The organism is Rhizohabitans arisaemae (genome assembly GCF_025996515.1).
Lineage (GTDB): Bacteria > Actinomycetota > Actinomycetes > Streptosporangiales > Streptosporangiaceae > Rhizohabitans > Rhizohabitans arisaemae.
Window position 1 is genome coordinate 1,231,071 of the sequence record NZ_BLRH01000009.1, and the last position, 19,908, is coordinate 1,250,978.

Annotated in this window: 19 protein-coding genes; 3 read left to right on the top strand and 16 right to left on the bottom strand. The window is 70.5% G+C overall.

From position 1 onward, the window contains the following. Nucleotides 1–24: 24 nt before the first annotated feature. From RUR_RS06215 to RUR_RS06260, 10 genes are all read right to left on the bottom strand, one after another. Nucleotides 25–537 carry a DUF6879 family protein gene (locus RUR_RS06215; protein WP_283133895.1) on the bottom strand — a complete coding sequence of 171 codons (513 nt, stop codon included), beginning with the start codon at nt 535–537 and terminating at the stop codon, nt 25–27. Beyond that, a complete protein-coding gene (locus tag RUR_RS06220; RefSeq protein ID WP_283133896.1) occupies nt 512–754 on the bottom strand; it encodes a hypothetical protein in 243 nt (80 codons plus the stop codon). Before RUR_RS06220 ends, RUR_RS06215 begins: the two co-directional genes overlap by 26 nt. 458 nt (nt 755–1,212) lie before the next feature. Continuing rightward, entirely contained in the window at nt 1,213–3,144 is a 1,932-nt protein-coding gene (locus tag RUR_RS06225) for an L-lactate permease (protein WP_283133897.1), read from the bottom strand. A 287-nt stretch (nt 3,145–3,431) separates the two neighbouring features. Beyond that, nucleotides 3,432–5,228, bottom strand: coding sequence for a gamma-glutamyltransferase family protein (locus tag RUR_RS06230; RefSeq protein ID WP_283133898.1), 1,797 nt, complete (start codon nt 5,226–5,228; stop codon nt 3,432–3,434). 4 nt (nt 5,229–5,232) lie between these two features. Then, nucleotides 5,233–6,606 (bottom strand): MFS transporter, encoded by a 1,374-nt coding sequence (locus tag RUR_RS06235; RefSeq protein ID WP_283133899.1) that lies wholly within the window; start codon nt 6,604–6,606, stop codon nt 5,233–5,235. Nucleotides 6,607–6,670: 64 nt separating this feature from the next. Next, complete coding sequence (locus RUR_RS06240) at nt 6,671–8,383, bottom strand: amidohydrolase (protein WP_283133900.1); 1,713 nt, start codon at nt 8,381–8,383, stop codon at nt 6,671–6,673. Next, a complete protein-coding gene (locus RUR_RS06245; protein WP_283133901.1) occupies nt 8,380–9,723 on the bottom strand; it encodes an FAD-binding oxidoreductase in 1,344 nt (447 codons plus the stop codon). The genes RUR_RS06240 and RUR_RS06245 overlap by 4 nt, the downstream gene beginning before the upstream one ends. Further along, nucleotides 9,720–10,553 carry a fumarylacetoacetate hydrolase family protein gene (locus tag RUR_RS06250; RefSeq protein ID WP_283133902.1) on the bottom strand — a complete coding sequence of 278 codons (834 nt, stop codon included), beginning with the start codon at nt 10,551–10,553 and terminating at the stop codon, nt 9,720–9,722. The genes RUR_RS06245 and RUR_RS06250 overlap by 4 nt, the downstream gene beginning before the upstream one ends. After that, nucleotides 10,550–11,053: a DoxX family protein gene (locus RUR_RS06255; protein WP_283133903.1), complete on the bottom strand. Its 504-nt coding sequence runs from the start codon at nt 11,051–11,053 to the stop codon at nt 10,550–10,552. Before RUR_RS06255 ends, RUR_RS06250 begins: the two co-directional genes overlap by 4 nt. A gap of 25 nt (nt 11,054–11,078) precedes the next feature. Continuing rightward, a complete protein-coding gene (locus tag RUR_RS06260; RefSeq protein WP_283133904.1) occupies nt 11,079–11,615 on the bottom strand; it encodes a VOC family protein in 537 nt (178 codons plus the stop codon). 155 nt (nt 11,616–11,770) lie between these two features. Between RUR_RS06260 and RUR_RS06265 the strand changes: the two genes are divergently transcribed. Continuing rightward, a complete protein-coding gene (locus RUR_RS06265) occupies nt 11,771–12,169 on the top strand; it encodes a RidA family protein (RefSeq protein ID WP_283133905.1) in 399 nt (132 codons plus the stop codon). A gap of 103 nt (nt 12,170–12,272) precedes the next feature. Here the strand turns inward: RUR_RS06265 and RUR_RS06270 are convergent, their stop codons facing one another. Continuing rightward, nucleotides 12,273–13,004 (bottom strand): FadR/GntR family transcriptional regulator, encoded by a 732-nt coding sequence (locus tag RUR_RS06270; protein WP_283133906.1) that lies wholly within the window; start codon nt 13,002–13,004, stop codon nt 12,273–12,275. 99 nt (nt 13,005–13,103) lie between these two features. Between RUR_RS06270 and RUR_RS06275 the strand changes: the two genes are divergently transcribed. Both RUR_RS06275 and RUR_RS06280 read left to right on the top strand, forming a co-directional pair. Beyond that, on the top strand, nt 13,104–14,579 hold the full coding sequence (locus RUR_RS06275; protein WP_283133907.1) for an aldehyde dehydrogenase family protein: 1,476 nt from the start codon (nt 13,104–13,106) through the stop codon (nt 14,577–14,579). 57 nt (nt 14,580–14,636) lie between these two features. Next, entirely contained in the window at nt 14,637–15,062 is a 426-nt protein-coding gene (locus tag RUR_RS06280; RefSeq protein WP_283133908.1) for a RidA family protein, read from the top strand. A 57-nt stretch (nt 15,063–15,119) separates the two neighbouring features. On the opposite strand, the gene RUR_RS06285 is transcribed toward RUR_RS06280, so the two are convergent. From RUR_RS06285 to RUR_RS06305, 5 genes are all read right to left on the bottom strand, one after another. Beyond that, a complete protein-coding gene (locus tag RUR_RS06285; protein WP_283133909.1) occupies nt 15,120–15,725 on the bottom strand; it encodes a response regulator transcription factor in 606 nt (201 codons plus the stop codon). After that, nucleotides 15,722–16,840 (bottom strand): sensor histidine kinase, encoded by a 1,119-nt coding sequence (locus RUR_RS06290; RefSeq protein ID WP_283133910.1) that lies wholly within the window; start codon nt 16,838–16,840, stop codon nt 15,722–15,724. The genes RUR_RS06285 and RUR_RS06290 overlap by 4 nt, the downstream gene beginning before the upstream one ends. Nucleotides 16,841–16,842: 2 nt before the next feature. Then, a complete protein-coding gene (locus RUR_RS06295) occupies nt 16,843–17,565 on the bottom strand; it encodes an ABC transporter permease (RefSeq protein ID WP_283133911.1) in 723 nt (240 codons plus the stop codon). After that, on the bottom strand, nt 17,562–18,512 hold the full coding sequence (locus RUR_RS06300; RefSeq protein ID WP_283133912.1) for an ABC transporter ATP-binding protein: 951 nt from the start codon (nt 18,510–18,512) through the stop codon (nt 17,562–17,564). The genes RUR_RS06295 and RUR_RS06300 overlap by 4 nt, the downstream gene beginning before the upstream one ends. Before the next feature lie 75 nt (nt 18,513–18,587). Beyond that, the gene (locus RUR_RS06305; RefSeq protein WP_283133913.1) at nt 18,588–19,907 is read right to left on the bottom strand and encodes a cytochrome P450; all 1,320 of its coding nucleotides are present in this window, start codon (nt 19,905–19,907) and stop codon (nt 18,588–18,590) included. Nucleotide 19,908 lies beyond the last annotated feature (1 nt).

The following is a 19,908-nucleotide window of genomic DNA, read 5'->3' on the forward strand; positions in this document are numbered from 1 at the left end:
TGACTGCGAGATCATCGCCTACTCTCAGCCGGGGTGGTAATCCTTGTGATCGACAGCCCGTTCCCACACGGATTCGAAGGCAGCCACACAGAGCTTCACGACGTCTGACTCTTTGGTGATCTCCTGGAAGAGATATGTACCATCACCAGCGAAATGCCCGAATCTGACAAGTTGATCGTCGAATACCCAGAAGTCATTGCCCGGTAACGCCAAACCTGACGCGTGACGTCGAGGGAGCCACCGCACCCGTTCACCTGCGGCGATGTTCAGATCGGCCGTCAGGTCATACTCATGGCGGATGAAGTCGGTAATCGGTTCCGAGATAATACGGGCACGACGCACTTGTACTCCGCGAGCCACAGTGGCCACGATCAAGTCATACCATTCCCGCCAGCGCTCGACCGCATTGACAGGGACGTCGGCCTTCCAGTCGAGATATACCGGGTCGTCCGGTGTATACATGTCCCGCATCTCCAGATGCACCGCTGAGCGTACGCACCCGGCGAACAGTTCACTGAAGGTTGGCCGCTCCTCCACCGCTTGCCTCCTGAATGATCGCGCGCATACGTGCAGGCAATCTGACGACCTTCTCGTGCGCGGTGATCGGGCTCTTGGCTGCGACTTCGTCCAGAGTAGCGCGATCCGTCACCTCCCATCCCTGAAAAAGCAGGTCCCCCGAGGACTCGTCGACCCAAACGGAGGGGCAGTTGCCTCCTGCCGTGTCAGGATCGATGCCGATGAGCCGTAGCGCCATGGCTGCCTCCAAGGTCGAGTTTTGCCGGCCATCTCGCCACAAGCCTCAACCGGGCGACATGTTTGGTCAAGGCCTCGTTCAGGAAGGCGACCTTCCATGCGTACACGGTAGGTCTCCTGATCACGAGATACCGGTGCCGATTCCCGTGACCAGGAAACCTAGGGCGACGGGACGGGAGACATCAAACGTCTGTCACGTAACACGCCGCGGGAGCCGTGGTTCCGCAGATCTCCCGAGAAATCCAATACCACCCATCCACGGATTTTTCGCACTTTCATCGACTATTCATGTCCGGAAAAAGCCACGAACAATCACATTCGCCATAGCTGAGTACATTCGTCCACAACAGATCGACGCCGATGCCCAAGCCGGGGGACGCTGCGTACACCGCCCATGTCCGGTGACACCCCGCGCCAGTGGCCAGGACGCACGGACGTGTCGCCCGGCGATCACTCACCCTAGAACACGTGCAGAAGGGCGAAGGTGAGGGCGATCGTCGCGGTGAGGAGGAGCCAGGAGAGGGTGAGGGTACGGCGGAGCGCGGGGGCGGTGAGGGTGCGGTCGCCGAGGGAGAGCGCGCCGATGGCCGTGGTGACGGGGGCGAGCGAGTTGCCGATGTTGCCGCCGGCCAGCTGGGCGGCGAGCAGGGTGGACGGCGGGAGGGCGAGCTGGTCGGCGACGTCGCGCTGGAAGGAGGCGAACAGCGTGTTGGACGAGGTCGTCGAGCCGGTGAGGAAGGCGCCGATCAGGCCGACCAGGGGGGCCACGAGCGGGTAGGCCCCGCCGAGGACCTCGGCCGTGCCCACCGCCACCATGCGGATCATGCCGGTGTCGGTCATCAGGTTGGCCACGGCGGTGAGGGCGAGGATCGAGGTCACCGACTTCTTGGCCTGCCCCGCCCAGGCGGCGGTCGTGGTCCGGAGGCCGCCTTTCGGCCAGTGCCCGAGCAGCCGCCAGACGAGCAGGCCGCCCGCCGCCGCGACCAGGACGTAGAAAGCGGGATGGCCGAGGAGCGCGATCGGGGTGTAGGTCTGCACCGGCTCGTTGACCAGCCCGTACGCCGTCTGGGTGGTGGGGAAGGACGGCCCGACGAGCAGATGGGTCTTGACCCAATCCCGGGAGGGGCCGGGGACGTAGACCGCGAGGGCGAGCAGGAAGAGCAGCCCGTACGGCACGAACGCGAGCGCCGGATGCGCCTCCCGGGGCTTCCTCCCCCGCGCCGCGATCGATCCGTCCATCCTGGCCTGCGGTGACCCGGCTCCGGACCATACGGCTGCGCCGGGTTCGGCGTCGCTCTCCCCGGTTCCGGCTTTCCCGGCAACCGGGCCGCCACCACCTGGCTCCGAGGCGAGCGCTTCCACGCTTCCCGCCGACCGCGGTCCCGAATCCATCCGAGCCGAGCTCGCGGACCCCGGTGAACCCGCACCCGCGGTTTCCTCCACCCGGAGCAGGGCATCCCTGCGCCCATCCTGGTGAAGAGCCCCCGGGCCCACGACCGGGGTCTGGCCGGCCGTGGTCGGCGGCGTTCCCTGTCGAACCGGCCCTGGGGAGATCGCGACCCTGTCCCGTGACCGCCGGGCCCGGCCGAGCCATCGGAGCAGCGCGACCCCGGCGATTCCGGCGACCCCGGCGGCGAGGGCGCCGATGGCCGGCTCCGCCCGTACCGCGAGCGCCTGGGCACCGGCCATCAGCGGCCCGCAGACGAGCAGGACCCGCCAGGCCCGGACGATCCCCCGCCACCCGCTGTGCAGGAAGGCGACCAGGATCCCGGCGATGAGCGCGTTGACGCCGAGCAGGAGGGAGCTTTCCACGGCGTACCGGGCGGTCTGTCCGGCGTCCAGGCCCGCGGTGAGCGATCCCATGTAGAAGGAGGAGCCCATCGAGCCGAAGCCGACCGACCAGTGGTAGCCGACGAGCGGCATCGCCACGGCGAGGACCGGCTTGATTCCCATCGCGACGAGCAGGGGCGCCGCGACGGCGATGGGCACGCCGAATCCGGCGACCCCCTGGACGAGCGAGGCGAACACCCAGGCGATGACGAGGACGTTCTCGACGTCGTACGGCAGGATGCGCCGGAGGAGCCCTCCCGGCCGGTCCAGGCCCATCCGGGTGGTGCAGTGGTGCAGGAAGAGCGCGGAGAGCACCACGCAGAGGATCCACACCCCGACCCACAGGCCTTTACCGACGCCGACGAGGAGCACCTGCGGCCCCGCGCCGAACAGGAGCGCGGCGATTCCGACCGCGGTGCCCAGGGTGATCAGCCCGTTCACCGCCGTCGACCACCGCCCCCACAGCACCAGGCCGAGCAGGACCGCGATGGGCGCGACCGCGGCGGCCCAGTGACCGAGGTCGATCGGCGGCAGCCCGTCGATGAGTTCGGAGGCGGACATGAGGCTTGGAACGGTCCTTTCATGGAGGGCTGTCGGGCGACAGTGCGCCCCACCTGGGGCGGGATCCTGCAGATCCACCACGTGATCGTTGCGGTGTGTGGCTCCTGAAGGGCGCACACAGCGCAACGATCACCACGGAACGCCTGTCGGACCCATCCTCGGGTGATCATCGTGATGTGCACTCCCTCCGGGATACGCACAGCGCAACGATCATCCGAGAGAGGGATGTGGGGAGAACGCGTGAGATCCCGCGCCGGCGTTCCGGGCACACCTCGATGCCGGCCGGGTCATCGGCCGGCCGCGTAGGCGTGGCCGCCGCGGGGGTCGGCCGCCGCACGGAGGAAGCCGGTGGCCGGGTCGCGGCCGACCGCGCACATCCGGCTGAGCGACCAGGCGGGGGCCCGGACCACCTCGTGGCCGCGCCGTTCCAGCTCGCGCAGCACCTCCTCGCCCAGGCTCGTCTCGGCCACGATCTGCCCGGGCCTGGCGTCCCGGGGGTAGAAGGAGGCCGGGAAGTGCGTGGAGTGGAAGGTCGGCGCGTCCACGGCGGCCTGCAGGTTCATCCCGCCGACCAGGTGGTTGAGGAGGAAGAGCAGCTGCCATTGGTCCTGCTGATCCCCACCGGGTGACCCGAACGCGAGGACCGGCTCGCCGTCCCGCAGCACCAGCGAAGGCGACAGAGTGGTGCGGGGCCGGCGGCCCGGCACCAGTGAGGAGGCGAGCCCCTCCTGGAGCCAGGTCATCTGCAGCCGGGTGCCGAGCGGGAAACCGAGCTCGGGGATGATCGGCGAGGAGTGCAGCCAGCCTCCGCTCGGCATCGCGGCGACGAGGTTGCCCCACCGGTCGGCGACGGCGGCGTGCACGGTGTCCCCGCCGACGGCGCCGGGGGCCGTGACGGCGTCCGGCAGGCGCAGGCCGTGGGCGAGGGTCGGCTCCCCGGTGCTCCCGTCGGCCGCGACCCCTGGTCCGTGCCCCAGACCGGGCAGCCGCGGAACCCGGCCGCCGGGCGAGCCCGGCCGCAGCAGGGTGGAGGCCGTCTCGCCGATGAGCTGCCTGCGGGAGGCGGTGTACGGCGCCGCGAGCAGTTCGCCGAGCGGCACCTCGGCGCTGTCGCCGTACCAGGCCTCGCGGTCGGCGAAGGCGAGTTTGGCGCCCTCGATCACGGTGTGCGCGTAGCCGACGGTGCCCGGCCGCAGGTCGGCGTCCGCCAGCAGGGCGAGCTGCTGGAGCAGGACCGGTCCCTGGCTCCACGGCCCGGGCTTGCACACCGTGTGCCCCCGGAACTCCAGGGTCGCCGGCTCCTCGTAGGAGGGTTCCCAGCCGGCCATGTCTTCCCCGGTGAGCACCCCGGCGTGGGGCTCCCCGGAGGAGTCCCGCCAGGGCAGGGCGGCGAAGGCGTCCACCGCCTCGGCGACGAACCCGTGCGACCAGGCGCGCAGCGCGGCGTCGATCTCGTTCTCCCGGCCGGGCCCGGCGGCCTCCGCCTCGGCGAGCAGCCGCTCATAGGTGGCGGCCAGCGCGGGGTTGCCGAACCTGCCGCCCGGAACCGGTGGCCGGCCTCCGGGGAGGTAGACGGCGGCGGAGGTGGGCCAGTGGTCGCGGAACAGCTCCGCCACCGAGGTGACGGTCTCCACCATGTTCGCGGTGGCGGGGAAGCCGGACCGCGCGTAGTCGGCGGCGGGGCCGAGTACGTCGCGCAGGTGCCGGGTGCCGTGGTCGCGCAGGAGGGTGAGCAGGGCGGGGGTGGCCCCGGGGACCGCGGCGGCGAGCGGCCCCGCGCCGGGGACCAGGTCGAGCCCGAGGGCGCGGAAGTGGTCGAGGGTGGCCCCGGCGGGGGCGGGTCCCTGCCCGCAGAGCACCGCCGGGGTGGGGTCTCCGGCTCGGGAGAAGATGACCGGGAGGTCGCCTCCGGGACCGTTCTGCTGGGGTTCGACCACCTGGAGGGTGAACGCGGCGGCGACGACGGCGTCGAAGGCGTTGCCGCCGCCCTCCAGGATGGCCATGCCGACCCCGCTGGCCAGCCAGTGCGACGTGGCGACCATGCCGAACGTCCCGGTGAGTTCCGGACGGGTGGTTATCTCCATGACCTCACGCTTTCACGGGGACGACGTCCCCTTTCGGGGGAGTCCGCTGCGGCTCCTCCGCCGGGTCCGCCGAGAGATCGCGCCGCCGGGTCTCGGTGAGCCCCAGGAAGCAAGCCAGACTTATCACACAGATTCCCACCATATAGATCGTGATCAGCTGGGACGTACCCGTCAGGCCGTACAGCGCGGTCGCGGTGATCGGGGCCAGCGCGCCACCCAGCAGCGCTCCCAGCTGGTAGCCGATGGAGATGCCGCTGTAGCGGACCTCGGTGCTGAACAGCTCGGCGAAGAGCGCGGCCTGCGGGCCGAACAGAATCCCGGAGAAGGAGTTCATGCCGATCACCGCGAGCAGGATGGCCCAGCCCTGGCCGGTGTCCACGAGCGGGAAGAAGACCGCCGCCCACATCACCGAGAGCACCGCGCCGGCCAGGGAGACCCTCCTGCGGCCGTACCGGTCCGACAGGATCGCCGCGGCGATGATGGCCGCCCCCATCGTGGCCATGCTGATCAGGATGTAGGTGAGGATCTGCTGGCGCGGGAGTTTCAGGACGGTCGTGCCGTAGGTCAGCAGGTACACGATGACGATGTAGCCGACCCCGCTGTTGCCGATGTAGGTCCCGGCGGCGAGGGCCACCTGCTTGGGGTAGCGGCGGAGCACCGTGGCGATCGGGAGGCTCTGCTCCTTCTCCGCCTTCTTCTGGTGCTGCGACTGCTTGAAGAGCGGGCTCTCCTCGACCCCGAGCCGGACCCAGAGGCCGACGAGCACCAGGACGATGCTCAGCAGGAACGGCACCCGCCAGCCCCAGGTGGCGAAGGAGTCGCCCGGCGCGACCTGCGCCATGACCAGGAACACCAGGTTGGACAGGACCAGACCCGCCGGAATGCCCATGGAGATGAAACTGCCGTACAGGCCGCGCTTGTTCGGGGGCGCGTGTTCGACGGCCATCAGCGCCGCCCCGCCCCACTCCCCGCCGAGCCCGGCGCCCTGAAGGAAGCGCAGGGTGACCAGGAGGATCGGTGCCCAGATGCCGATCTGCTCGTAGGTGGGGAGCAGGCCGATCGCGAACGTCGAGCCGCCCATGAGCAGCAGCGACCAGACGAGGATGGACTTACGCCCGATCCGGTCGCCGAAATGTCCGAGGACGATGCCGCCGAGCGGCCGGGCGCCGAAGCCGACTGCGAAGGTGCCGAACGCGGCGAGCGTCCCGGCGAGCGGGGACAGCGAGGGAAAGTACTGGGGGCCGAAGACGAGCGCCGCGGCCATGCCGTAGATGTAGAAGTCGTACCACTCGATCGTGGTGCCCGCCATACAGGCCGCCACGACGCGCCGGGCACTCAGTGGGCGCTTGGCGGGTGGCGAGTCGGTGTTCTGCCGCATCGCAGGCCTCCTTGGGCCGGATGTCCCCATGGGGAAGAGCTTCGGGTGGTGTCGGGGCCGGTGGTCAGACGTCCAGCCGGCCGGAGTTGTGCACGATCTCTCCCCCGAGAAGCGTCAGCTCGACTTCGGTGCCCGGCAGATCCGCGATATCGCAGTTCAGCGGGTCACGGTCGACGACGATGAGGTCCCCGTACGCGCCGGGGTTCAGGTGGCCGAGCCCGGGACGGCGCAGGACGCGGCCCCCGGCACCGGTCCACATGTGGACGGCCTGGCCGCGGTCGACGGTGTGGTCGGGCGAGGCGTTGCTCCGCCCGCTCGCCGCGAAGACACCCGTCTGGGCGAGCTGGATCTGCTCGAACGCGTTCTTCGGTCCCCAATCGGATCCGCAGGCCACGTCCAGCCCGGCGTCGAGCAGTCGTTTGAACGGCACCAGGTCACGCCAGACGTGCCGTCCCATTCTCTCCCCGTAGATCTCCCCTTTCGCCCAGGAGAAGCCCGCGCAGGTGGTGAGGTCGAACCCGAGTGCGCGGTAGCGCCGGGCCTGCGGCTCGGTGATCAGCGGGGCGTGCTGCACGATCCAGTGCCTCCCGCGGATCCGGCCGGCCAGTTCCGGGTCCTCCAGCACACCGAGGACGTCCTCGTGGTCGGAGTAGCCGGCGGCGAGAAGGTTGGCCCGGATGTCGTGCTCCAGGCAGTACTCGGCGAAAGCGCGGATCTTCTCCGCCGAGATGAACGCGGTGCCCTTGGTGGGGCGCCCGTACGGGTCGGCGTAGGGCTCGGGCATGACCATGTGTCCCGGCCATCCCGGCCCACCGGAGGCGGCCAGAGTGAGGCCGACCATCCACAGTGTGGAGTCGCCACCGGTGAGCTCGGCGTGCCCCCGGCGCATGAGCTCGCCGAACTCGGCCATGCTCGCGGGCTGGAACGGCGGCCGGGCGCACATCTCCACCTCCATGGAGATCCCCACCCGGGTGGTGAGCCGCCGCTCGGCGTGCAGGTGCCGATAGACCGAGAGGTAGTCGGCGGTCATGTTGTGCGGCTCGTAGACCGTGGTGACCCCGCGCCGGTTGTAGGTCGCCATCGCCTTGCGGGTGGCGGAGAAGAGGTCCACCGCCGGGCGGGGCAGCCGGTTCAGGATCTGGGTCCAGAACGGGTCGTAGTTGTAGATCTGGTTGACGGATCCCCGCAGGATGCCGGTGGCGGCCCCGTTGTGGTCCTTGTCGATCCAGACGTCGCAGACCCGATCCGGAATGAGGTCGGTGATCCCGACCGCGCGCAGTCCCGCGGTGTTGAACGCGCAGATGTTCGGGGTGACCGGCGCCCACGCCTGGATCAGCACCGGGTGCCGGTCGGTCGCGCGGTCCAGGATGTGGCGGTCGGGAAGGACACGCTCCTTCAGGTCGCGGTAGGAACGGCGGATGAAGTAGAAGGGCTCCCCCACCGGGCTGGTGACGATCCAGGTTCCGGGTGGAGTGGTGGCCGCGCGTTCGGCGATTCGGCGGACGATGTCGTCGTGGTCGACCGCGTCGGTCAGGTCGACGATCGCCGCCATCTGCCCGGCGTGCTGGATGAGGTGCGGGTGAATGTCGACGAGCCCGGGCATCGCGGTGAGGCCCCGCAGGTCGATCGCGGTCCCATCCCGGCCGAGATGCGGTCTCAGCTCGTCGTGGCGCCCGACGGCGGCCACCTTGCCGTCACGCAGCAGGATCGCCTCGTGGGTTTCCCCCGCGTCGCCGAGGGTGTGCACGGCGCCGCCGTACAGGAGTGTGGAGGTCACCGGTCCTCCCCCGCCGCGGGGACCACGTGGCCGAACCTGAAGAGGTTGCCGGGGTCGTGGATCCGCTTGAGCTCCCGCAGCCGGGAATAGGTCTCGGCCGAGTAGGCCCGGTGGAGGTCGTCGAACGCGGTGCCCTGGAAGTTGAGCAGGGTGCCCCCGGTGGAGTCGGCGGCGAGCGCGTCCAGCACCCGCGCCCCGGCCCGGGCCGCCTCCTCCGTGGCGTCGCCCACGGCGAGCAGGCAGAACTCCGCGTCCCGCCCGCAGACCGCGTTCGGGACCTCGGGTGCGCGCCGTGCCGCGCCGCCGAGGTGCCGCAGCTCCACCATGGCCAGGGGAAGCTCCGCACCGGGGCCGGCCAGCCGCAGCAGCTCCTCGACGGAGCCGGCGGAGAGCCGGGCGAGCAGGGAGCTGCCCTCCCAGAACGGCTGCGGGTCGGGCGGGTCGTTGTGGATCGAGGCGATCTCGGTGTACGGCATGTCGCGGACGTCGTCGATGAGGACCCGGCCCGCCCGCCGCATCGGGGCGAGGAGTGCCTCGCCGAGCCGGGGGTCGCCGAGGTGGGCGATGCGCAGGTGGACGACGAACGCGCCGCGCAACGGCTCGGGCAGCTCGGGGGCCTCCGGCATCCGCAGGAGGGCGACCGACGTCGTCGTCTCCTCGGGAAGGTCCTCGATCCACTCGCGGTAGGCGTGCAGCACCTCGGGCGCCGACTCCCCCCGGAAGTGGATCCCGCCGCCGTAGAGCCGGGTGACCGGGACGAGCCCGATCGTCAGGGCGGTCGCCACACCCAGGTTTCCCTTGCCGCCGCGCACTCCCCAGAACAGGTCGGGTTCACGCTCCGGGCTCACCGTGTGGAACGTTCCGTCCGCGGTGACCAGCTCCACGGACCGCACGTGGTCGGCCGCGTAGCCGTACCTGCGCGACATCGGTCCAAGCCCGCCGCCGAGGGTGAAGCCCATGACGCCGGCCCCGGGAAAGGACCCGTTGAGCGGCGCCAGCCCGTACGGCCGCGCCGCCTCGATCACCTCGGCCCAGACCACACCGGCCTGCACCGTGACGGTACGGGCCCGGGGGTCGACCGCGAGGCCCTTCATCCGCCGGGTGCTGATCAGCAGCGACCCGCCGAGATCTCCGACGAGCCCGTGCCCGGTGGACTGGACGGCGACGCCGAGTCCCCGTGCCGCCCCGAAGGCGACGGCCGCGGCGACGTCGGCCGGACCGGTCGCCCGGACCACCAGCTCCGGGTCGGGCCGCCACGCGCGGTTGTAGCCGAGAGTCTCCGCCGCGAAGGCCGGATCCCCCCGGACCAGGGCCGGAAGCCCATCGGCCGTCAGGGTCACGACCGGCCCGCCACACCTGTGATCGGGTTGCTGAGCACGCCGATGCCCTCGACCTCGACCTCCACCACGTCACCGGGGACGAGAAGCCTCGGGGGCGTCCGGGTGAAGCCGACACCCTCCGGGGTGCCGAGCGCGACCACGTCGCCGGGGCGCAGGGTGGAGGTCTGGGAGATGTAGGAGAGCACCCGCCCGATCGAGAAGATCATGTCGGAGGTGTAGCCGGACTGCATCAGCTCGCCGTTCACCTTGGTGGTGAGGCGGTGGTCGCGCCCGCTGTCCCATTCGTCGGCGGTGACCAGGACCGGGCCGATGGGGGCGCTCTTGTCGGGGTTCTTGCCGAGCGTCCACTGGGTGGTGTCGAACTGCCGGCTCCGCGCGCTGACGTCGTTGAAGGCGGTGTAGCCGAGTACGGCCTGCGGCGCGGACCCCTCATCGGCGTCGATCAGCGTCTCGCCGATCACCACCGCCAGCTCGACCTCCCAGTCGAGTCCGTGCTCGGTGGAGGGCACCGGAATCGATTCCCCGTCGCCGACCAGGGTGGAGTGCCAGCGGCCGAACACGGTCGGGTGGTCGGGGACGGTGGCGCCCGCCTCCTCGGCGTGCGCACGGTAGTTGAGCCCGACGCAGAACACCTTGGCGGTCATCGGCACCGGCGGCACCTGGGAGAGGCCGCTGAGGGCGAGCCGGGCGGCCTGGGAGCCTTGTGCCTGCTCCAGCCGACCGGCCGGGTCGGTGTAAAAGTCGTCGAGGGTGGCGATGGGCAGCACCGTGTCGCCCTCGACGGCGCCGATGTACCGGGTCTCGCCGTCCCGATATCCGATCAATCTCATGGGGCTTGGCCTTTCCTGGCAATTCTCGTGTTCACCATGGCGAGCGCGGCGGACACGACAGCGAGTACGGCTGCCGCGATCCCGGCCGCGGGGGGCCACGGGTTGAAGAGGACGGCGTCCAGCGACCAGGCGCCCGGTCCGCTCAGACCGAGCGCGATGCAGAGCATCGCCAGAACGAAGGGGTACTCACCGCCGCCGAGGACGTTCCAGAAGACGCCCGCTTTCGCGATCATGGAGAGTCCCGCCACGAGCATCGTGCCCCCGGCGACGGCGGCGGCGAGCGGCGTGAACAGCCCGAGGAGGAACAGCGTCCCCGCGGTCAGCTCGCAGACCGCCGCGAGAATCGTCATGATCCGCCCGGGACGGTGCCCGAGTGACTCGAAGAAGATCGCGCTCCCGTTGAGCCCTGGCCCTCGGAACCAGCCGAGCGACTTCTGCGCGGCATGGCAGACGAGGATGATCCCCAAGACGACTCGGAGCAGCAGCAGTGCGGCGTCCATGACGGCCTCCTTGAGCGGGCTGTGCTCAGGAGTCGGACTGCCCGACGTCGATGCCGCCGAGCAGACGCATGTCCACGTAGCCGGTCTCACCGTGCTCGGCCACCGACTTGCGCACCTGCTCCAGCAGCACGTCCGCGGGAAGGGTGAAGTCGAGCCCCTCCAGGTAGCCCTGGCGTGCGACGAGCCCGGTCGGCCAGTAGACCTCGAGGCGGTTGCCGTCCGGGTCGTAGAAGTAGACCCCGATGGCGTTGCCGTGGGTGACGGTGTACTCGATCTTCACGTCGTGCTCGACGAACCGCCGGTAGTAGGCGAGGACGTCCTCCAGGGTGGGGCAGCGGAAGGAGATCTGCTGCAGCCAGAGCTCCCCGTCCGGTGAGGTCCGGCCGCCGCACAGCAGCACCTCGTGATGCTCGACGTCGGGCCGGGAGCTGAGGAAGACCATCCCGTGCTCGGCGTCGTCGTCGCTCACCTGCAGGCCCAGGACGTCGCGGTAGAAGGCCACGGACCGGTCCAGGTCGCGGACGTGGACACCGACGTGGGCAAGGCGTTCTATAGTCGGCACAGTGACTCCTGTGGGTCCTATTGATTAGACTCAATTAGGATTAGTCGCGGAGAAGACCCTTGTCAAGGGATCGCCGAAGCTGTTTTGGTTATACCTGTTTCAGGATATCGGGCACATCGCCTGCCCACCCCAGGATCCATGGAGGAACACCGGACATGGCACGAGAGCTGTTCAACCCGCCGCAGATGCACCCCGCCACCAGCTACAGCCACATCGCGATCGCCCGGGGAAGCAAGCAGATCTTTTTCGCCGGCCAGGTCGCCCTCGACGACGACCTCAAGATCGTCGGTGAAGGGGACCTGCGCACCCAGGCGCTGGTCTCGATGCGCAACCTCAAGCTCGCCATGGACGCGGCCGGGGTGGGCTGGGGCGACATCGTGCGGCGGACCATCTACACCACGCGGCCGCACGCCCTGGAGGAGATCACCTCGGCCGTAGCCGAGGCCGTCGAGGGCACGCCGCCTCCGCCGCAGACCATCGTCGGGGTGACCGGCCTCGCGCTACCCGGCCTGCTCATCGAGATCGAGTGCACCGCGGTCGTGGACGACGCGTAAGACCCATGCGCGCGCCGGCGCGCACGGCATCGGCCGGGACGCCGCACCCAGGGTGTTCCGGCCGTACGCCGATCCGGGCCGGTGATTCGTACCGGGAGATCGGCTAGACACCCGCTCCGGTCTGCTCCGGGCGCATGTCCTGCGCGGGACGGATCTCCAGCGAGTGCCTCCGCGCGGCGGCCGCGGCCTGTTCGGGATCGCCCGCGATGATGGCCTGCACGAGGTCGATGTGCAGGTAGAGCCGGTGTTTCTTGTACTCCGTGTGCTCGTTCGCCGACATGTCCGGGACGACGGCGACGGCCTGGTCCTGGATGAACTGGGCGAGCCCCAGATAGATCGTCTGGAGCATGTGGTTGCCGACGATCTGCGCGATCCGCTCGTGCAGCCGCCAGTTCGCCCGGATGAAGCGCTCCGGATCGCCGACCACGTCCGCCATGGCGTCCAGCAGCACCCGCAGGTCGGCGATGTCCCTGGCGCTGCGGAACCGCGCCGCGTCGGCGGCGAGCAGCGGCTCCAGGGCGTCCCGGACCGCGACGGCGTCGGTGACCGAGACCGGTTCGCTGTGCACCGCGAGCAGGGTCTGCCCCAGACGGACGACCGGGTCGGTGTGCGCCACGAACAGGCCGCCGCCGGGACCCGGACGCACCAGGATCCGCCCCTGCGACTGGAGCAGTCTGACCGCCTCGTTGACGGTCGCGCGGGCGAGCCCGGTCTCCTGACGGAGCTCGTCCTTGGTCGCGATCCGCTCACCGGGCATGAGCCTCCGCTGGTTGATCAGCTCGTCGACGTACCGGGCCAGCGCCTCGGCCTTGGGAACACCTACTGGCAATGCCATGGAACCAGTATAACCAACAGTCAGATACATCCTCTTGACAACCACAAGATGCCTAATAGAGGCTAATAGAGCCTAACCAATATTCTCTTTTGGAGCGTGATGAGGCCATCCAGCCCGAGGGCCGCCGGCACCGACGAGTACCTCATGCTGATCGGCGGGGTGTGGTCGGCCGGCACCGACGGCGGCTGGATCGAGGTGGAGGACCCGGCCCGCAGACGGCCCGCCGGCCGGGTTCCGCGCGGCGGAGCCGAGGACGTCGCGCACGCCGTACGATCGGCCGCCACGGCGTTTCCGGCCTGGCGCGGCGAGAACCCCGCGTACCGCGGGCACGCCCTGCTGCGGATCGCCGACGACGTCGAGGCCGAGACCGAGCGCCTCGCCAGGCTGCTCTCCACCGAGACCGGCAACGCGATCCGGCGCCAGACCCGGCCCGAGGTGATCGGCGCCGCCCGGCTCTTCCGCTACTTCGGCGGCGTGGCCGGTGAGGCCAAGGGCGAGACCGTCCCCCTCGGCGACGGCCTGCTCAACTACACGATCCGCGAACCCCTCGGCGTGGTCGGCGGGATCATCCCGTGGAACGCCCCGGTCCAGCTCGCGAGTGTGAAGATCGCCATGGCGCTGGCCACCGGGAACACCCTGGTGCTCAAAGCGGCGGAAGACGCCCCGCTCGCCGTGCTGGAGCTCGCCCGGATCTGCGCCCGGCACCTCCCGCCCGGGGTGCTGAACGTCGTCACCGGGTACGGGGAGGAGGCCGGGGCGGCCCTGCTCGCCCACCCCGACGTGGCCAAGCTCTCCTTCACCGGCTCCACCGAGGTCGGCCGGATCGTAATGCGGGCCGCCGCCGACCGCATCGTCCCCGTCTCCCTGGAACTCGGCGGCAAGAGCCCGGCCGTCGTCTTCCCCGACGCCGACACCGACGCCGTCGCGGCCGGGGTCGTCGACGGCATGCGCTTCACCCGGCAGGGCCAGTCCTGTACGGCGGGTTCGCGGCTCCTCGTCCATGAGTCGATCTTCGATTCGTTCCTGGACCGGGTGGTCACGGCCATCTCCCGGCTCCGGATGGGCGACCCGCTCGACGAGGGCTCCGACATCGGCACGGTCATCAACCCGGTGCAGTACGGGCGGATCCGCGGCTACATCGAGTCCGGGGTCGCCGACGGCGGCAGGCTCCTGACCGGGGAGATCCCCCAGACCTCGAGCCCGGACCGCGGGCTGTTCGTCTCCCCGGCCGTCTTCACGCGGGTACAGCCCTCCTGGCGGATCGTCCGCGAGGAGATCTTCGGACCGGTGCTCGTCGCCCTGCCCTGGCGGGACGAGGCCGAGGCCGTACGGATGGCCAACGACACCCACTACGGGCTCGCCGCCTACGTCTGGGGCCGTGACCTCGGCCGCGCGCTGCGCACCGCCCACTCCATCGACGCCGGATGGGTACAGGTCAACCGGGGGCTCGGCCAGCTCCCCGGGATCAGCTACGGAGGGATCGGGCGGAGCGGCATCGGCCGGGAGTTCTCCTGGGAGGGAGCGCTGGACGGCTTCACCCACCGCAAGACGGTCACCGTGGACACCCGGATGTGACCGGTTCTCCACCGACAACTCAGTTCACCGTTACCTTTCACCAAGGAGCCGACAACCATGGCCATCCAGCGCATCGACACGATTCCCAGCCGCGCGGCCGAACTCCCCTACGCCCCGGCGGTCAAGGTTGACTCCCCCGTCACCATGTACTTCCTCGGGGGCGCCACCGCATTGCCGCTGTACCACAACCACCCGCACGTCCCCGAGGAGTGCGTGCTGCCCGACGACATCGTGGAGCAGACCCACCGGGTCATGCGCAACATCCAGGGCGTGCTGGAGCACCTCGGGCTGACCTGGCGAAACGTCGTCAAGACCACGGAGTACATCACCGACATCCGCGACGCCGACCTGATGCACGCCACCATGGACGAGTACTACCGGGGCTGGACCCCCGCCGCCACCATGGTCGCCGTGAACAACCTGAGCGCCCCGGGCTGCCGCTTCGAGCTCGACGCCATCGCGGTCGGCCCGCCGACCCCCTGACCGGGCGAGAGAGACACGGCGCCGGAACCCCACTCCGGCCGCGCGGCCTGTCCCGGATCACAGCCAGCCGCTCTCCCTGGCGCGCAGGGCGGCCTCCATCCGGTTCGCGGTCCCGGTCTTGGCGATCGCGCTGGAGAGGTAGTTCCGGACCGTGCCGGCGGAGAGGCTGAGCGTTTTGGCGATCTCGGTGACCGCGACCCCGGTGGCGGCGACCCGCAGCACGTCCCGTTCCCGGTCGGTGAGCGGATCCGGACCGCGTTCCAGGGACGCCACGGCCAGCGCGGGGTCGACCACGATCCGGCCGGCCCTGACCCCGCGGACCCCGTCGGCGAGCCGCTCGGGGCTGCTGTCCTTGACGAGGTAGCCGGAGGCGCCGGCCTCCAGCGCCCTGCGCAGGTAGCCGGGCCGGCCGAAGGTGGTGAGGATCATCACCTTGGTCCCGGGCAGCGCCGCGCGGATCCGCCGGGTCGCCTCGATCCCGTCGACCGGGTGCATCTCGATGTCGAGCAGGATCACATCGGGCCGGTGCTCGAGCGCGGCCGCCACCGCCGCCTCGCCGTCGGCGGCCTCGGCCACCACCTCGATGTCCTCTTCGAGCGACAGCAGCGCGGCGAGTGCCCCCCGGACCAGGTTCTGGTCCTCGGCCAGAACGACCCTGATCATCCGGGCTCCCCGGGGATCTCGGCGCGCAGGACGAACCTGTCCCCCACCCGTCCGGCCGAGAGCCGTCCCCCCACCGCGTCGAGCCGCTCGGCCAGCCCGGCCAGCCCGGTCCCCGGACCGGCGGCCCGCTCCGGTGCCGCCTGCCGTACCGGGCCGTCGTCGGAGACGGCGACCACCAGGGCCTCTCCCGATTCGACGCTGATCTCGCACCGGAGCGCGCCGGAGTGGCGGAGGACGTTGGTCACACCTTCCCGTACCGCGCAGGCGGCGATCTCGTCAAGCGGGGTGGGCAGCGAGACCTCCGGGACCCGGGTCACCAGCGTCACCCCGACCGAGCGCATCAGGGTGCGGGCTGCGGCGAGTTCACCGGCGAGGGAGATCCGCCGGTAGTCCGAGACGGTGGCCCTGACGTCCTCCAGCGCCCCCCGCGCCACCTTGGACAGCTCGGTCAGCTCCGACACCGCGCGGTCGGGATCCCGCTTGATCAGCCGGGCGGCGAGCTCGGTCTTGAGGATCACCTCGGTCAGCCGCTGCCCGAGGATGTCGTGGAGGTCCCTGGCGATGCGGAGCCGTTCCCTGGCCACCGCAGCGCCCTCGGCCTCGGCCTGGGCCGCGCGCAGCTGCCCGGACAGGTCGCCGATCCGGTACGCCCCCAGGGTGAGCAGGCCGAAGAGACCGATCTGCAGGACCGTCCAGAGCACCCGGCCGGGATCGGCTTCGACGACCCAGACCCCGAGCGCCACATCGGCGATGATCAGTGTGGCCAGCCCGGGGAGCCATCTGCGCCGGGGCTGGTCGAGCAGGAGGGTTGCGGCGAGGTAGTACGAGGCGGTGAGAAGCCAGCCCATCCCCATGACCGTGAGCATCGCCGCCCCCACGACGGCCATCCCCACCAGCGGGAGGGTGCCCCGGCCCGAGTGCGCGGGCCGGATGCCGACCCAGACGGCCCGGGCGAAGAGCGCGCCGAAGACGGCCGTCCCGGCCGTCGCCACCGCGGCCCGCACCCCGCCCGGCCCCTCCGCGAGGAAGCCGGCGAGCGGGAAGCCGAGGAAGGCGACGGCCGAGACGGCCGCCAGGCGGATGTGCTTGACGGGTACGCGTGCCCCACCCGTCACGGTCAGCTCACCCGGCGGTAGCGCCAGACCGCGACCAGTCCGAAAAGCGCGGCCCAGCCGAGCAGAAGCACGGCTCCCCAGGTCAGCGGCTGTTCACCGGCGAGCAGGCGCCAGGAGAGTTCCGCCGCGCGGTAGGTCGGCAGGGTCGTGCCGACGGCCTCCAGCCAGTCGGGGAAGACCGTCACCGGCATCCAGAGGCCGCCCAGGAGCGACATGAGGAAGTAGAGGCTCATCGCGGCCATCTGGGCGACCTCGTCGCGGAAGGTGTAGCCGATGGCCACCCCGAGCGCGACGAAGGGCAGCGCCCCGAGCCAGATCAGCGGCACCAGCCCGATCCAGGTGCCGAGCGGGAGCTCGACGCCGTTGACGAGGAGGCCGCACATCATGATCAGGAGGATCACCGGGATCACCAGGAGCGTCGCCGAGACCATCTTCACCACGATGTAGGAGGCCGGATGGACCGGGAGGAGGGCGAGCTGCCGGGTCCATCCCCGGGTCCGCTCCACCGCGATCCGCGCCCCGATCCCCATCAGGCAGACGCTCATCGACCCGTAGAGCGACATCGACACCATGTAGTAGGCGTCGAATTCGGTCGTCCCCACCTGGTTGAGCTGGAACAGCGTGGTGAAGAGCAGGTAGAACCCGACCGGAAAGGCGATGGTGAACATGACGAAGGCCGCGTTGCGCAGGGTCCGCAGCACTTCGATCCGCAGGTAGGCGGTCATCGGGTGGCTCCCGTCGTGAGCTGTGCGCCGTCGGCCGGGCGGTCCTCCGTGAGGGAGAAGACGGCGTCGGAGAGCGGGGCCGCGACGACCTCCAGGTCCCGGGCCTGCCAGTAGGCGGCGAACAGGGCCCGTACCGTCGCGTCGGCGTCGGCGGAGCGGATCGTCACCGCGGTGCCGTGCACCTCGACGTCGGTCACCGCCGGCAGCGCCCGGAGGTCGGCCGCGAGGTCGTCCCCGGGGACCGCGTCGGGGAGGGTGCAGCGGATGACGCGTCCGGAGGCCATCGCCCGGATCTCGGTGGTGGGTCCGTCGGCGACGACCCGGCCGTGCGCCATCAGCACGATCCGGTCGGCGATCGCGTCGGCCTCCTCCAGGTAGTGGGTGCTGAACAGGATCGTCCGTCCGCCGGCGGCCAGGCCGCGCACCATCGTCCAGAAGGACCGCCGGGCCGCGATGTCCATGGCCGCGGTCGGCTCGTCCAGGACGAGCAGCTCGGGGTCGCCCACCAGGGCCATGCCGAAGCGGAGCCGCTGGGTCTCCCCGCCGGAGAGCTTCTCGGTACGGCGGTCCACCAGATCGGTGAGCTGGGCGTGCGCCAGGACGGCGTCGAGCGGCATGGGATGGGGGTGGATGTCGGCGAGCATCCGGATCATCTCCCGGACGGACACCCCTTGGAGGGGCTCGCCCTCCTGCAGCACCACGCCGATCCGGCCTTCGTCGATCGCCTTCCGGACCGGGCCGCCCAGCACCCGCACCTCCCCGGCGTCGGGACGCTGCAGGCCGAGCAGGATGTCGAGCATGGTGGTCTTGCCCGCGCCGTTGGGCCCGAGGACGGCGACCACCTCGCCCACCCCGATGCGAAGGTCGGTTCCGTCCAGGGCGACGACCTGACCGAAGCGTTTCCTGAGCCCGCTTATCTCTATGGCGGGCGAGTTGCTGTCATTCATAGTTAAATGCTCACCATCAGCCAGTTTTTCGACCAGTGCCAATTAATCGGTGATCCATATGACAGATGTCATATTTCATAATTTCCTGTGAATTCTGAGCAACATCCCATTTCTTGGGCGAACGTGCAGGGTCGGCAGCAGGTCCAGCCGGTGATCCTCCGGCAGGGTGAAGCGGACCCGCCGGGCGATCGCCGCCACCGCCAGCACCGTCTCGGCCAACGCGAAGGCCGAGCCGATGCACCGCCGCGGCCCGGCGCCGAAGGGGAACCAGGCGAGCCGGTGCCGGGCGGGGCCCCGCTCCGGGCGGAGCTCGCCGGGGTCGTCGAAAAACCTCGGATCCCGCTGGATGGTCCACCGCGGCATGAAGATCCGCGAGCCGGCTCGCACCGGGTTGCCCCCGACCACGTCGTCCCGCACCGTGTCCCTGGTGAGGAACCACACCGGAGGGAAGAGCCGCAGCGTCTCCCTGACCAGCCCCTCGGTGTAGGCCAGCCGCCTGAGATCGCCGAATCCCGGGGCCGCGCCGCCGAGTACGGCCCGCAGCTCCTGCGCCAGGCGATCCTGCACCGGCGGGTGGGCGGCCAGCAGGTAGCAGGCGTAGGTCAGCCCCAGCGCGGTGGTCTCGTGCGCGGACACCAGCAGGGAGACGAGCTCGTCCCGGAGCCGGACCTCCTCCATCCCGCCCGGCTCCGCCGACAGCGTCGCCAGCAGATCGCCGCCCGGGGCGGCGCCCCCGCGCCGCCGTTCGGCGATCAGCGCCCCGACGTGGCCCCGGAGCCGATCCATCTCCTCGACGAACCCGGTGACCTCGCGTCCCCAGGTGCCGGGGGCGGCGTCCGCCTCGGTCCGATGCGGACGTTCCATCCCCGCGCGCAGGTACGTCATCGCCGCGTCGGCGTGCCACCGGACCTCCTCCGGAACCGCGCCCGCGCCGAAGAGCAGGCCGAGGGTGAGGTCGAGGGTGAGGTCCAGCATGTGCCGGTAGAGGTCCTGGATCGAACCGTCGGCCCAGCGTGCCGTGGCGGCGTCGGCGTACGCGGCGACCAGCGGGGCGTGACCCGCGCCGTGGCCCTGGCCGAACAGGGGCTGGAGGCGGCGTCGCTGCAGCCGCCAGCTCCGTTCGTCGTCGTCGGCGATGAGCGCGCCGCCGAGCAGCGCGCGATGCCGCTGAATCGAGGAGTCCCTGACGTAGTTGTCCGGCCTGCGGACCAGGACGTGCTCCACGAGCTCGGGGTGTGCCAGGACGTAGGAGGGCCTGCCCGCGAAATGCAGGGGAAAGAAATCCCCGTGTTCCTTGACCCGCCGGTCGAAGAATCCGATGGGGTCGGCTCGATATTCCTCCGCCGGAGTCGGGCCCGGCGAATCCTGTGCCGAAATCCGGACGCCCGTATCCATG

What these genes read in the sequence shown, in the direction of transcription:
- RUR_RS06280 (WP_283133908.1), top strand. Translation starts at nt 14,637, where the DNA reads ATGGCCATCCAGCGCATCGACACGATTCCCAGCCGCGCGGCCGAACTC.
- RUR_RS06265 (WP_283133905.1), top strand. Translation starts at nt 11,771, where the DNA reads ATGGCACGAGAGCTGTTCAACCCGCCGCAGATGCACCCCGCCACCAGC.
- RUR_RS06255 (WP_283133903.1), bottom strand. Translation starts at nt 11,053, where the DNA reads ATGGACGCCGCACTGCTGCTGCTCCGAGTCGTCTTGGGGATCATCCTC.
- RUR_RS06230 (WP_283133898.1), bottom strand. Translation starts at nt 5,228, where the DNA reads ATGGAGATAACCACCCGTCCGGAACTCACCGGGACGTTCGGCATGGTC.
- RUR_RS06275 (WP_283133907.1), top strand. Translation starts at nt 13,104, where the DNA reads ATGAGGCCATCCAGCCCGAGGGCCGCCGGCACCGACGAGTACCTCATG.
- RUR_RS06225 (WP_283133897.1), bottom strand. Translation starts at nt 3,144, where the DNA reads ATGTCCGCCTCCGAACTCATCGACGGGCTGCCGCCGATCGACCTCGGT.
- RUR_RS06305 (WP_283133913.1), bottom strand. Translation starts at nt 19,907, where the DNA reads ATGGATACGGGCGTCCGGATTTCGGCACAGGATTCGCCGGGCCCGACT.
- RUR_RS06250 (WP_283133902.1), bottom strand. Translation starts at nt 10,553, where the DNA reads ATGAGATTGATCGGATATCGGGACGGCGAGACCCGGTACATCGGCGCC.
- RUR_RS06220 (WP_283133896.1), bottom strand. Translation starts at nt 754, where the DNA reads ATGGCGCTACGGCTCATCGGCATCGATCCTGACACGGCAGGAGGCAAC.
- RUR_RS06285 (WP_283133909.1), bottom strand. Translation starts at nt 15,725, where the DNA reads ATGATCAGGGTCGTTCTGGCCGAGGACCAGAACCTGGTCCGGGGGGCA.
- RUR_RS06235 (WP_283133899.1), bottom strand. Translation starts at nt 6,606, where the DNA reads ATGCGGCAGAACACCGACTCGCCACCCGCCAAGCGCCCACTGAGTGCC.
- RUR_RS06295 (WP_283133911.1), bottom strand. Translation starts at nt 17,565, where the DNA reads ATGACCGCCTACCTGCGGATCGAAGTGCTGCGGACCCTGCGCAACGCG.
- RUR_RS06300 (WP_283133912.1), bottom strand. Translation starts at nt 18,512, where the DNA reads ATGAATGACAGCAACTCGCCCGCCATAGAGATAAGCGGGCTCAGGAAA.
- RUR_RS06270 (WP_283133906.1), bottom strand. Translation starts at nt 13,004, where the DNA reads ATGGCATTGCCAGTAGGTGTTCCCAAGGCCGAGGCGCTGGCCCGGTAC.